This is a genomic window from Magnetospirillum sulfuroxidans (assembly GCF_018224925.1).
GTDB classification, from domain to species: domain Bacteria; phylum Pseudomonadota; class Alphaproteobacteria; order Rhodospirillales; family Magnetospirillaceae; genus Magnetospirillum; species Magnetospirillum sulfuroxidans.
Window position 1 is genome coordinate 1 of the sequence record NZ_JAGTUF010000018.1, and the last position, 13,237, is coordinate 13,237.

At 63.0% G+C, this 13,237-nt stretch carries 12 protein-coding genes and 1 pseudogene; all 13 read right to left on the bottom strand.

The window, feature by feature from the left end; genetic code table 11:
• The coding region (locus KEC16_RS15485; protein ID WP_211550565.1) for a sigma-54-dependent transcriptional regulator at positions 1-864 on the bottom strand (864 nt) is incomplete at its 3' end.
• A 16-nt stretch (positions 865-880) separates the two neighbouring features.
• Positions 881-1,204 (bottom strand): flagellar motor switch protein FliN, encoded by a 324-nt coding sequence (gene fliN / locus KEC16_RS15490; protein ID WP_211550567.1) that lies wholly within the window; start codon positions 1,202-1,204, stop codon positions 881-883.
• Positions 1,205-1,236: 32 nt separating this feature from the next.
• Entirely contained in the window at positions 1,237-1,923 is a 687-nt protein-coding gene (locus KEC16_RS15495) for a FliH/SctL family protein (protein WP_211550569.1), read from the bottom strand.
• 3 nt (positions 1,924-1,926) lie between these two features.
• Positions 1,927-2,946, bottom strand: coding sequence for a flagellar motor switch protein FliG (gene fliG, locus KEC16_RS15500; protein WP_211550571.1), 1,020 nt, complete (start codon positions 2,944-2,946; stop codon positions 1,927-1,929).
• A gap of 12 nt (positions 2,947-2,958) precedes the next feature.
• Positions 2,959-4,581, bottom strand: a complete 1,623-nt coding sequence (gene fliF, locus KEC16_RS15505; RefSeq protein WP_249209240.1) for a flagellar basal-body MS-ring/collar protein FliF — start codon at positions 4,579-4,581, stop codon at positions 2,959-2,961.
• A gap of 272 nt (positions 4,582-4,853) precedes the next feature.
• Entirely contained in the window at positions 4,854-6,962 is a 2,109-nt protein-coding gene (locus KEC16_RS15510; RefSeq protein WP_211550573.1) for a flagellar hook-basal body complex protein, read from the bottom strand.
• Between the two features lie 28 nt (positions 6,963-6,990).
• Positions 6,991-7,953 carry a FlgD immunoglobulin-like domain containing protein gene (locus tag KEC16_RS15515; RefSeq protein ID WP_211550575.1) on the bottom strand — a complete coding sequence of 321 codons (963 nt, stop codon included), beginning with the start codon at positions 7,951-7,953 and terminating at the stop codon, positions 6,991-6,993.
• A 12-nt stretch (positions 7,954-7,965) separates the two neighbouring features.
• Positions 7,966-9,594: a flagellar hook-length control protein FliK gene (locus KEC16_RS15520; protein ID WP_211550577.1), complete on the bottom strand. Its 1,629-nt coding sequence runs from the start codon at positions 9,592-9,594 to the stop codon at positions 7,966-7,968.
• A 158-nt stretch (positions 9,595-9,752) separates the two neighbouring features.
• Entirely contained in the window at positions 9,753-10,025 is a 273-nt protein-coding gene (locus KEC16_RS15525) for a hypothetical protein (protein ID WP_249209241.1), read from the bottom strand.
• A gap of 28 nt (positions 10,026-10,053) precedes the next feature.
• Entirely contained in the window at positions 10,054-10,446 is a 393-nt protein-coding gene (locus tag KEC16_RS20210; protein WP_428846065.1) for a (deoxy)nucleoside triphosphate pyrophosphohydrolase, read from the bottom strand.
• Between the two features lie 120 nt (positions 10,447-10,566).
• Positions 10,567-11,094: pseudogene (locus KEC16_RS20215) on the bottom strand (GNAT family N-acetyltransferase); the annotation flags it as partial.
• Positions 11,037-12,269, bottom strand: coding sequence for a bifunctional glutamate N-acetyltransferase/amino-acid acetyltransferase ArgJ (gene argJ, locus KEC16_RS15535; protein WP_211550581.1), 1,233 nt, complete (start codon positions 12,267-12,269; stop codon positions 11,037-11,039). The gene argJ and the pseudogene KEC16_RS20215, both read right to left, overlap by 58 nt.
• Before the next feature lie 71 nt (positions 12,270-12,340).
• Positions 12,341-13,162: a peptidylprolyl isomerase gene (locus tag KEC16_RS15540; RefSeq protein ID WP_211550582.1), complete on the bottom strand. Its 822-nt coding sequence runs from the start codon at positions 13,160-13,162 to the stop codon at positions 12,341-12,343.
• Between the last annotated feature and the right edge of the window lie 75 nt (positions 13,163-13,237).

Below are 13,237 nucleotides of genomic sequence, written 5' to 3' on the forward strand. Positions count from 1 at the left end.
ACCCTCGTCGACGCCGCTGAACGCTTCGGACCGACGGGGAAAGGGGGCGCGAACACGCCTTTTTCCGCACCCTGCTAGATTGCGATTGGAGGTGGCGACGATGCGGACGTCGATCTTGACCGGCTGAGTGCCGCCGACGCGGTCGATTTCGCGTTCCTGGACCGCCCGCAACAATTTGGCTTGCAGGCGAATGTCCATTTCCGAGATTTCGTCCAGCAGCAGCGTCCCGCCATTGGCTTCCTCGAATTTGCCGATGCGTCGGGCGACGGCGCCGGTAAAGGCGCCTTTTTCGTGACCGAACAATTCGGATTCCAACAGGTTCTCGGGGATGGCGGCGCAGTTGACGGCGACAAAACGACCCTTGGCCCGCGGGGATTTATTGTGAATGAAGCGGGCCATCAGCTCTTTGCCGGTGCCCGATTCGCCGGTGACCAGGATGGACGCGTGCGAGTTGGCGACCTGCTCGGCCAGTTTCATGGTCTGGGTCATGCGCGGGTCTTTGTAGACGATGGCATGATTTTCATCGGTGACGGCGGCAAGGACGGCGGCGATCAGCTCGGCGTCGGGCGGCAGCGGGATGTATTCCTTGGCCCCGGCCTTGATGGCGCGCACGGCGGCCGAGGCATCCGAAGCGATGCCGCAGGCAATCACCGGCAGGACGATACGTTCGGCTTCCAGACATTCGATCAGGCGGGTGACATCGCGACGGACGTCGATCATCACCAGATCGGCGCCTTGGCTGCGCAGCACTTCCATGCCTTGGTCGACATCTTCGGCGATGCTGACCTTGGCGCCGCGCGCCATGGCGATCTGGCTGGCGGCGCCGATCTGGCCGTCCATGGCCCCGATGATCAGAAGTCGCATTGTTGTTCCCCCAGCCCTAAGCGCGGTCGGTCTTGATGATTTCAGTCATGGTCACGCCCAGGCGATCTTCCACGACCACCACCTCGCCACGGGCGACGAGACGGTTGTTCACATAGATGTCGATGGCCTCGCCGACCTTGCGATCCAGCTCGACCACCGCGCCGCGCCCCAACTTGAGCAATTGATTGACCTGCATGTTGGCCTTGCCCAACACCGCCGACACCTGGACCGGGATGTCGTAGACCGCTTCCAGGTCACGGGCCGAGCGCGGACCTTCCATCAGTTCCTGCGCCCGGCTTTCATTTTCCGGGTTGAAGTCGTTCAGTTCGAAATCGGCCATGTCACTCACCCTCCAGAACCGGTGTCACCGGCCTATTCCGCATCCGTTTCCCGCTGGCGTTCCGGCGGCGCCAAGGCCCGCTCGACAGCGACTTCGATATCGGCGATCAGGCGGGCCTGATCGCGCTCGGCCCCGCCATCGGTCCATTCCACCCGGCAATCCCCCAACGGCAAGCGGTCGTCGGCCTGCACCACCACCCGGCCCTCGAAGCCGCGGCCCTGCACCGCCGCGTCCAATTGCGCCCGCACGCCATCGACCAGGGGGGCGGCGACGCGGACGATGATTCGCGGTTCGTCCAGAACGTGGACGACGACTTCCTCGACCGCGCGGGTCACCTCGGCGAAGGCGTTTTGCTCGCATGTCGCCGGCAACACTTTTTTCAGCACCGCCATGGCCACGCGCACGGCGGTGCGGGCATTGGCGTCGTTGGCGTCGTCCTGCTGGCGAAAGACGGTATCCATCTGCTGGCTGACGGCGGTCATGGCCATGGCCAACAGCCGTTCAGTCGCCGCATTGGCTTCCTCTTGCCCCACTTGGCGGCCTTCCTCGAAGGCGGATTCGCGGGTCAGCAGCAAATCTTCTTCCGAGAACATCGGCGGCGGCGGCTCTTCTTCCTCCGCCTCCTCCTGCAATTCCTCCTCTTCCTCCGCATGATGGGCCGGCTGGGCCAATTGCGGATGGTCGAAATCCAGGTCGAACATATATTTGCGCTCGACCATGGGCTAGTACACCAACTCGTCTTCTTCGCGGCCTTCGGAAATGACGATCTGGCCGCTTGCCGCCAGTTCCTTGGCCATCACCACGATCAGCGACTGGGCCTGATCGACGTCGCGCAGGCGCACCGGGCCCTGGGCTTCCATGTCCTCGCGCAGCATCTTGCCGGCGCGCTCGGACATGTTCTTGAAGAACAGATCCTTGATGGCGTCGCTTGCCCCCTTGAGCGCCAGGGCCAGCTTGTCCTTTTCGACCTGACGCAGCAGGGTCTGAACGCCGGCGGCATCCAGGCGAACCAGATCCTCGAAGGTGAACATCAGCGCCTTGATCTTTTCCGCCGATTCGCGGTTGCGCTCTTCCAATGCCGACATGAAGCGGTTTTCGGCGTTGCGGTCCAAATTGTTGAAGATATCGGCCATCATTTCGTGGGCGTCGCGGCGTTGGGTGCGGGCCAGATTGGTCATGAACTCGGTGCGCAGGGTTTTTTCGACGCCGTCGAGGACTTCCTTTTGCACCGCTTCCATCCGCAGCATGCGCATCACCACTTCCATGGCGAAGTTTTCCGGCAGGATCGACAGCACGCGGGCGGCGTGGTCGGGCTTGATCTTGGCGACGACCACGGCGACGGTTTGCGGGTATTCGTTCTTCAGGTAATTGGCCAGCACCGCTTCGTTGACGTTGCCCAGCTTGTCCCACATGGTGCGGCCGGCGGGGCCGCGGATTTCTTCCAAGATCTGCTGCACGCGATCCTTGGGCAGCGATTTCATCAGCAGGCGTTCGGTGGTGTCGACCGAACCGACCAGCGAGCCGGTCGAGGAAAGTTGGTCGGCGAATTCCACGAACAGGCGCTCGACGATAGAGGCCGAGACGGTGCCCAAGGACGCCATCACCTGGGACAGCTCCTTGATTTCGTCGTCGCCCATCATCGAGAACAGCTTGACGGAATGTTCTTCGCCCAGGGACAGCATCATGATTCCCGCTTTTTGCGGGCCGGTCAGCGAGCGATAGTCCTCTTTTACGCGGGCCATGGCGGCGGACTCCTAGGCTTCCTGGTACAGCCAGTTGCGGATGATGGACAGGGCTTCTTCCGGGTGCTTGTCAACGATCTCGCCAATTTTCCTTATAGACGAGGCTTTCACACGGCCTTCCACCTTGTCGATGTCGATCAGTTCGTCGGCGATCACCTCTTCCTCGCCGCCCAAGGCGGGGGCGGGAACGGCGGGGGCGCCGGGGCCGGCCAGTTGCGGCACGCCGGAACCGTCGGCGGTCAGCAATCGACGGCCGTCGGGGCCGACTTGACCTTGCATGCTTTCGATGGCGCGGCCGATGAGCGGACGCAGGACCAGCAGCAGGAACAAGATGGCGACGATGGACAGGCCCAGGTTCGAGGCGATCTTTTCGACGAAATCGCGGCGCATGCCGAAGATGAATTCACCCGGTTCCTCGGCGGCGTATTGTTCTTCGCCGCCGGCGAATTGCATGGACACCACCTTGACCTGATCCTGACGGGTGCGGTCAAAGCCGATGGCGTTGCGGACCAGTTCTTCCAGCTTGGCGGTTTCTTCGGGGGTGCGGTCGCGATAGGTCTTCTTGCCGTCGGCGGCGATGTCGTAGACGCCATCGACCAGCACGGCGGCGGTGATGCGGCGAATCTCGCCCATCTCGCGCACGGTGTTTTTGACCTTTTTGGAAATCTCGTAATTGGTGGTTTCCTGGGTCTTGCCGGATTTGGATGACGAACGGTTGCCGGACGTGGCGCTGGCATTGGGGTCGGGCAGGTTGTTGGTGACGGAAACGCTGGGCGGCTCGCCGTCTTGCTGTTCCTCGTTTTCGTTGACGGTGACCTGGGACCGGACGACGCGGCTGTCGGGGTCATAGGTTTCCTCGGTGGTCACCGCGCGCGACAAATCCATTTCGACCGCGATCTCGGCACGGACGCGGCCCGCCCCCAACGAGCGTTCCAGCATGCTTTCCACCGTGCGGGCCAGCCGGTTCTCGGTGCTCATCTTCAGGGATTCGGCGTTTTCCGAGGCCACTTCCTGATCGTTGCCATAGCCCTTGGCCAGCAAGGTCCCCTTATCGTCGACGATGGAGATGCGGTTGGGCTTCATCTTGGGAACGGCGGCGGCGATCAGGTGCTGGATGGCGGTGACCTGGCCCTTGTCCAGGCGCGCCGCCCCTTGCATCTTCAAGATGACCGAGGCCGACGGCTCGTTGGCTTCGCGGGCGAAGGCCTCGCGCTTGGGCAGCACCAGATGGACGCGGGCGACCTTGACCTTGTCGATGGCGCGGATGGTGCGCGACAACTCGCCTTCAAGCGCCCGGACATAGTTGATGTTCTGCTGGAAGCTGGTTGACGACAAGGCGTCTTGCTTGTCGAACAATTCATAGCCGGCGACGCGGCCGACGGCGGGCATGGCCTGTTCGGCCATGCGCACCCGCAATTCGTTTTTCTTGTCTTTTGGGACCCAGATTTCAGCGCCGTCCTTGCGCACCTCGAAAGGAACCTTGTCGGCGGCCAACTTTTCGACGATGGCCTTGGAATCACCCATTTCCAGATCGCCGTACAGCAATTCCATCTGCGGCGCGGCGACGCGGCTCATCAGAAAGATGAAAAATCCCAGGATCGACACGCCGACGCCGGCGATCGCCGCGAGGCGCATGGGCCCAAGGCCACGCATCATCTGCATAAAGGCGTTCACGTCGGTACCATCCCAAACAGCAAGAAACCGGGGCACGCGCCCACGTCTGGCAGACTAGACCGGCAAGCTTTTAAGGAAGGTTAATACTGGGCAAACTTTGCCGAGTTGGCCGCGCATGGCGCAAAAGCCCGCGTGGCGTCTGAACGAGCCCGGCACGGGCCGCGCATGGCGCATACCAAAAAAAGACCGGCCCCCGTTCTGGGGACCGGTCGTTCCAGTTTGCGCGGTAAACGTTAACGCTTGATGCGGATCAGTTCGTCCAGCATTTCGTCGGCGGTGGTGATGATCTTGGCGGCGGCCGAATAGGCGCGCTGGGTGACGATCATGGTGGTGAATTCCTCACCGATATCGACGGTCGAGGCTTCCAGCGACGAGGCGTTGACTTGGGCGGCGCCGGCGGTGCCGGCGGTGCGCAGGGTCGGTTCGCCGGAATAATCGGTGGCGATGAAGACGTTGCCCGACATGCTTTGCATGCCGTTGGGGTTGACGAAGGTGGCCACCGGGATCTGGAACACCGGACGGGTGACGCCGTTGTCGAACAAAGCGGTGACGATGCCGTCGGCGCCGATGGAAACGCCGGCGAAATTACCGAACTTGGCGCCGTTCTGGCTCCAGTAGCCCAATTGGTAATCGCCGTCCAACTGGGTCATGCCATCGCGGATGTCCAGGTTGCCGAGGAAGAAGCCGACCGAGTCCGAGCCGCTCATATCGTTGGAGCCGTTGGCCCAATCGATGTCCATGAAGGCGACGTTGATTTCCTTGGGCGTGCCGTCGCCGTTGAATTCGATGGCGTCCTCGTTGGCGGCGCCGGCGATGTTGATGGCGCCGACGGTGAAGCTGTCGGTGGCCAGCGGATCCATGCCCTGCTGGGTGGCCGGGTTGCCGTTGGCCAGTTTCAGGCTATCGAGACCGGTGACGGTGATGTCGCTGTTGGCGTCGCGTTGGCGGAAGACCAGGGCTTCGGTGCCGGTGCTGGTGATGCGTTCGCAATAAACGACGCCATCGGTGGTTTTGGTGGTGGCGGCGGCGCCGCCATTGGCGCCATCGGTCCAATTGGCGACGGCGAAGGCGCCCGATGACGGGGTATTGGTGCCGGTGGCGTCGGCGGTGATGGCGAACGTCATCGCCTTGTCGCTGTAGATGTGGACGTCATTGCCATTGGCCACCGCTTTGAGGCCCAGCGAGGTAAAGGCATTGTTACCCATCAACGCCGCGGCGGTGGTGGCGGGATCGGTGCCGCCGACATTGGCGAAGTTGTGGACAGTGCCATCGACGGTGATCTGCAAATCGTCGCCGGCGACGACGCCTGACGCATCGAAGCGCAGCGAATTGTATTCCATCTGGAAGGCGGTGTTGATGTCGTTGGCCAAGCCATCGACGAAGGCGCCGGTATTGGCGGTGGCGCCCGGATCGGTATAGAAGTCGTCGGCGCCGGCGGTGACGCCGTCGATGCCGGGGCCGGTATGGAAGGTATAGGCGGTGCCGTTGATGTTCATGTTCAACGCGCCGGTGGTCAGCGGCTCGCCGGTGAAGTCCAGGCGGCCCATGGCGCTGTAGACGGTGGTGGCGTCCTTTTTCAGCGACAGGCTTTTCGCCCCTTCCGGCGGATAGGCTTCCAGATCCCAGCGGTTCTGGGCCACCTTGGACCAGCTGAACTGGACGCTGGCGTCGCCGCCCAAGCTGTCATAGATGGTCACCGGCTGTTTGTAGATTTTGCCGACGGTGGCGTTGTTGGGCAGGTTGGCGCCCATGCGCAGGTTGCGGGTCTGCGAGGCGGTGCCGCCGACATTGTTCATGTTGATCGGTTGCAGGTGATCGGAGGAAACGATGTTGTCGTTGATGTAGACGGTATCGCCGGCCGAATCCTTGTAGGCCTTCATGAAGACGTTGTCGCCGACCTGAACCGTGGAAGCCTGGCTGGAATTATCCCAGCTCATCAGCGGCCAGCCCTGCATGTACCAGCCGGAGACGTTTTGCAGATAGCCTTCGTTATCGACCTTGAACGAGCCGGCGCGGCTATAGGCGAACATGTCGCCGTCCTTCGGGTTGGCGGCTTCATTGACGATGAAGAAGCCTTGGCCCGACAGGCCGATATCGGTGGACGAGTTGGTCGCCTGCAACAAACCCTGGACGTCGACGCCGGCGCGCGGCTTGGATTGGACGCCGCCGGGGGAATAGTTGGTCAGCGAAACCTGTCGGGTCACCAGCGTCTGGAAGTTCACCTTCGAGCCTTTGTAGCCGATGGTGTTGACGTTGGAGATGTTGTCCGAGATCGCGCCCATGGCCGACGATTGAGCCGCCAGACCGGAAACGCCAGAGAAAAGAGCGCCATATAAGCTCATGATGACCTCCTAAAAATCCGATCGGGGCTCAGTTAGCCGCGGCAGTGTTTTTTTCGCGCACAGTCAAGACGTCTTCCACTTTGGCGACGACCTGGCCCATGGCGATCAATGTTTCGGTGGCGTCGGCGGCGACATCGGTGACGCGGCCATAAACCGTGGTTCCCACGCTCATGGCCTTGCCGTCCTTGTCGGTGCCGGCGATTTCAATCTTGTAGGCGCCGTCGGGCATGGTGTTGCCGTTGGTGTCCTTGCCGTTCCAGGTCATTTCGTGACGGCCGGCGGTGGTCTTGGCCGGCAGATTGGCCAACACCTTGCCCGAGACGTCCTTGATCACCACGGTCAGCGCCTTGGCTTCCGACGGCAGGGTATAGCTGAACGACGCGCCGTCGGTACGGGCAGTGGTGTAGACCTTGGTGGCCACCGCGGCGCCGGCGCTGTCGGTGGCGGCCACCGAGACGGTATAGTTGCCATCAGGCAGCTTTTCGTTCGAAGCGTCCTTGCCGTCCCAGGTGATCTCGTGGCTGCCGCTGTCGTTTTTCCCCGACAAAGTGCGGACCACGTTGCCGTTGCTGTCCTTGATGCTGATCGTCGTGGTGGTGGAGGTGCCGTCCAATGTGTATTTGAAGCTGGCCGAGCTGTTGGTCAGCGCGATGGTGTTGGTCTGCGTCTCGACGCCGCCTTGCAGGGGCAGCACGGTGCCGGCGGTCTCGATGGTGTGACCGATATAGGCGATGGCCTGAGCCTTGGTGTTGGTCTGGGTCACCGAGATCAGGTTTTCCAGATTCTTGTTCGAGGCGATCTGCTGTTCAACCGCCGAGAACTGCACCAACTGGTTGGTGAATTCGGTGGAATCCATGGGTGACAACGGATCCTGGTTCTTCAGCTGAACGGTCAGCATGGTCAGGAAGGTGTCAAAATTCTCGGCCAGCTTGGTGCCGCTCTGGGCGGCGCCGGTGGAACTGCCGGTGTTTTCGATGCCGGTGATGGACATGGTCTTGTTTCCTTACACCTGAATGTCCACGCCTGAGCGACCGCCGGCAAAGCGGGCCTGAGCTTGGGCGGCGGCGCCGCTTTGGGTTGCGTCAACGCCATTCATGGCGGCCAGCGCCCGACGCGAACGCCGTCCGCTCGCCTGATCCTGGGCGGCCTGCTGCTGGTTTTCACCGCGCAGGTTAAAGGTCAGCGACCCGGTGTCGGCCTTGAGGCCGGCGTCGGACAAAGCCTTTTCCAGCGCGCGAGAGTCGTTCTTCAGCATGGCCAGGGTGTCTTTGTTGTCGGCGGTGACCACGCCCGAGACCGAACCGTCCTTGGCGACGTCCAGCTTGACCTCGATCGAGCCCAGCTCGACCGGCTTCAACTGCACCTTGATGGTGTCGCCGTTGGCGCCCTGCTTGGCGATTTGGACCTTGACCTGATCCATCACTTCCTTGGCCTGGGGCGTTTGCGGCTGGCGCGGCGCCTGGGCGGCTTGGGCCGGGGCAGTCTTGGCCGCGGCTTGCGTGCCAGAGGCGCCGTTCAACCCGGCGACGGCCTGCGTCTGGTTGCCGGACGAACCGGCGGCTTGCGGCTGGCTGGCGCCTTCGGCTTGGGCGGCGGCCAGGGCGGCGACAAACGGCTTGGCGTCCACCGGCTTGTTCATCAAGGCCGGGTCCTGGGTCTGATTGGCGCCAGCGGCCTGATTGGTCTGGCCGGCATTGGCTTGCGGCTGCCCGTTGCTCTGACCGCCGTTGCCCTGGGCCGGGACGGGGATTTCCAGACCGTCGACATCTTGGGTCAGCAGGACTTCGGCGGTACCCACGCTCGGCTGCACTTGCCGGGTGGTGTCGGCGACCTTGACCTGAACATTCAACTGGGCGCCGGTATCGTCGATGCTGGCGGCCAGATCGGCGGCTTGGGTGGCGGCGGCGTTCTTGTCGGCATGTTCGCCGGCCTTGCCCTTGGCGGCGGCCTGGGGGGTGTTCTGCGCGGTCGGGTCGAAGGTCTCGACATTATCGGCATTGGCATCGGCGGCATTATTTTGTGGATTGGCCTGGGCCTGTTGCGGCTGGTCGCCGGCATCGGCAATTTTTTCCGGATCGACGCTTTCCACCACTTGGGCGGGGGTGGTTTCGGCCACCGTTGCCACCTGTTCGATCATCTGTTGCTGCACCGGCACCACGGCCGCCACCGCTTCGGCGGTCGGGGCGGCGGCATTCTCGGTCTTCACCTGCGGCTGGGAATCGTCGCTGACCGTTTCGGTCTTGGCTTCGGGCTTGGCCTGGGGGTCGGCGTCGCGATCATCGGCGCTCGCCACGGAATCGGTCTTTTCCGTCGGCTTGGCCTTGGCGTCGTCGCTGGCCTTGGCGTCATTGGCGGCTTCGGCCTTGTTCGAACGTGTATTTTCCTTGGCTTCGGACCGCTTGGGCTTGTCGTCGCTCTTGGTGCTGGCGCGGGGTTCGTCGTTCTTTCGCTCGAACACCTTGCTCAGCGCTTTTTCCGCCGAAGGGGTGGCGTTGACGCTGACGCTGGTCTGCGAGCCGGCCTTGTTCAAGGCGGCGAGAAACTCGTCGGCGGTGGAGCTGGCGGATTTGCCGTTCGAGGTCGACTGGTTTGTCTGCTCGAAAATCCGCTGATTGATGGAATAGACCGTCATGATCCGGTTCCCCGTGGTGAAGCCAAGTGCCGCGATCTATGATGCAGACGCCGTGCCAAGTCGGAGAATCGTTTATTTTCAATGTATTGGTGTTTTTGGGCCATGCCAGGATCGGCGAAAGTGGCAGAATCTGCCGGGCTTGCGGAAAACCCTGCCGGTCAGTTGCGGCCCCAAGGGGATTGGTCGTCGTCGTCGCGGGCCAGGCTCATGATGCCGACGCCCATGCCAACGCTGCCGAAGGTGACGAAAAGACCGAAGAAGAACAAGACCAGCACGGTGATGGGGTGACTGGACTGGGTGGCCAGGGTCCAGATATTGCCCATGTTGGTGGCCAAGACCATGGAGCCGAAGGTGGCGCCGGCACTCAGCCCATAGAACAGATGGGTGCCGAGAAACTTCAGGGCTTCTTTTTCTTTAAGGTTCAGGGCCATGGTGCCCTCCGGCGGTGAAGCTCCCTGACTATAGCCATTCCCGCAGCAAGGCGACCAGAGGGATATCGGCCGGCGGCATGGGCAAACCGCTTAAGGCGGCGGCGCGCACCCATTTCAGCATCTGGCCTTCGCGCGGTTGCGGCTCGCCCTTCCACTGGCGCACCGCGTAAAGCGGCATCAACAGGTGGAAGGTGTCGTAATCGTGACTGGCAAAGGCCAGCGGCGCCAAGCAGCTTTCGCCGACATCAAGGCCCAATTCCTCGGCCAATTCGCGCACCAAGGCCATTTCCGGGGTTTCGCCGGGGTGGATCTTGCCGCCGGGAAACTCCCACAGTCCCGACATGCTTTTACCGGGCGGCCGGCTGGCCATCAGGACGCGGCCGTCGGTGTCGATCAGGGCGGCGGCGGCGACCAGCAGCATGGGCCGCGCCGCATGGGCGGCGCGCCACTGATCGGCGGCCAGGGCGAATTTGGGCGAATCGACGCTATCCCCCCGCGCCGGCATGCCGCATGGGTGGCGGCCGGCGGGGGTGAAGCCGACCTTTTCCAGAACATGGGCCGAGACTTGGTTGTCGGGGTGGACCGCCGCCCACAGGGATTCATAGCCGAGATCGGCAAAGAGATGACGGATGAGCCGGCGCAGCGCTTCGCTGACGTAGCCCTGGCCCCAATAGGGATGCCCCAGCCAATAGCCCAGTTCGGGGCTATCGGCGTGATCAAGGCCGAAACCGATACAGCCGATCAAGGCGCCATCGATGGTGCGTTCCAACCCCAAGGCGACGCCCAGACCGGTCAGGCGGCGGGCTTCCTGGGCGACGACAAAAGCGTGACCGTCGTCAAGACCATAGGGATGGGGGATGTTGGCGGTGTATTGCACCACCTCCCAATCATTGGCCAGTTCGGCCAGACGCGGGGCGTCGGCCGCGACCAACGGCCGCAGCTTCAGGCGGGCGGACAGCAGGGGCGCGCCGCGCCAGACGCTGCCCGCCGACCAGCAGCCGTTCTCCCCGCTCACGTGCGGTAAGACCCGTTGATGTCGATATAGGCGTGGGTCAGGTCGCAGGTCCACACCGTGGCGCGGCCCTTGCCGATGCCGACATCGGTTTCGATGACGATATTTTGCCCCTTCATATGGGCGGTGACCGGCGCTTCGTCATAACCGGGAACCACTTCGCCGTCCTTGGCCACTTGGACGCCGCCGATGGCGATGGACAATTTGTCGCGATCGGCTTTTTCGCCGGCCTTGCCCACCGCCATGACGACGCGGCCCCAATTGGCGTCCTCGCCGGCGATGGCGGTCTTGACCAGCGGTGAATTGGCGATGGCCAGGGCGATGCGCTTGGCCGCCTTGTCGCCGGCGGCGCCGGTGACGGTGACTTCAACGAATTTGGTGGCGCCTTCGCCATCCTTGACCACCTGGTGCGACAGATCCAGCAGCAGGTCGAACAGCTTGGCCTTGAAATCCTTCAGCCGCGTGTCGGCCGCGTCCTTGACCGCGGCGTGATCGACCTTGGCGGTGGCGAACAGCAGCAAGGTGTCCGAGGTCGAGGTGTCGCTGTCGACGGTGATGGAATTGAAGGAACGGTCGGCCCCTTTTTTCAGCAGGTCCTGCAACACGTCGTGCGACAGGTTGGCGTCGGTGAAGACGAAAGACAGCATGGTGGCCATGTCAGGGGCGATCATGCCGGCGCCCTTGGCGATGCCGTTGATGGTCACCGTCTTGCCGTCGATTTCGGCGCGGCGGGTCGCTCCCTTGGCGAAGGTGTCGGTGGTCATGATGGCGCTGGCCGCTTCCGGCCAGAACTCAGCCTTCAGCTTGGCCCGCGCCGCGCCCAGGTTTTCGGTGATCCGTTCATCGGGCAGGACCACGCCGATGGTGCCGGTCGAGGCGACGAACACTTCCGATTTCTTGCAGCCGAATTCCGCGGCGGCGGCTTCCACCGTGCGCGTCACCGAGGCGACGCCGGCGGCGCCGGTAAAGGCGTTGGCATTGCCGGAATTGACGATCAGCAGTCGGGCCGATCCCTTGGCCGAGGCCTGCTTGCACCAATCCACCGGGGCGGAACAGGTCAGCGATTTGGTGTAGACGCCGGCGACATGGGTGCCGGCCTCCATTTCCACCAGCAAAAGATCGGTCCGCCCCTTGTAGCGGATGGCGCATTCATGCGTGGCCAGACGCACGCCAGCCAGAACCGGCAGCGCCGGAAAAGCGGCGGGGGCAAGCGGCGAAATGGTGGCGGACATGAATGTGCTCCTTGCTCTGGGGGGCGGCGCGCCGGTGGTTTAAGGTGCGCGCCGCCGCTGGATAAGCCTAATTACTTCTTTTCGACAGTTTTGCCGTCACGGTCGTAAAGCGTGACCTTGGCCTTGGCGCGAATGTCGGCCACCAGCTTTTGCGCCAGCTTTTCCGCCAGATCCTCGCGGATGGCCGGGGTGGCCTGTTCCAGGGTCGGCGGCGTGGCGGTCCGGCGATCCTCGACCTTGATGACGTGCCAGCCGAACTGGCTTTGCACCGGATTGTCCAGCAATTCGCCGGCCTTCATGCCAAAGGCGGCGGTGGAAAATTGCGGCACCATTTCGCCCTGGGTGAAATAGCCCAGATCGCCGCCGTTTTGCTTGGCCGAGGGGTCCTTGGACTTGGCCTTGGCGGTTTCGGTGAAATCGGCGCCCTTTTTCAATTCGGCGATCACCGCCTTGGCCTGGTCTTCGGTTTCCAGCAGGATGTGACGGGCGCGCACCTCGTCTTCCGGCTTGGCGCTGGTCAGGTAGCCGTCATAGGCGGCCTTGATCGCGGCCGGGGTGACTTCGCTTCGCAGATGCTTGTTCATCCACACCTTGACCAGCAATTGCTGATACAGCTGCTTGAGCTCGGGGTCCTTTTCCAGGCCTTCCTTTTTCGCCTGCTCGGCCACCAACATGTTGTTGACCGCCATGTCCTGCAAGGCTTCATAGGGGGCCTGAGAGGCCATCTGCGGCGGCAAGGTGCGCTGATAGGCGATCAGATCGGCTTCATGGATCTTGGTGCCGTTGACTTCGGCGACCACCGAGGGCTTGTCGGCGGCGAGTGCGGGCAAGGCCGCGACGGCCAGCGCCAGGGCGAACGGGGCGGCAAAAGCGGCGGCGAATGACGTTTTCATGCTTGGATGTCCTTGCGGGATGCAGGGGGGCGCGTCCGGCCACGGCGGTCGGACGCCCATGGCGGTTGAACCACA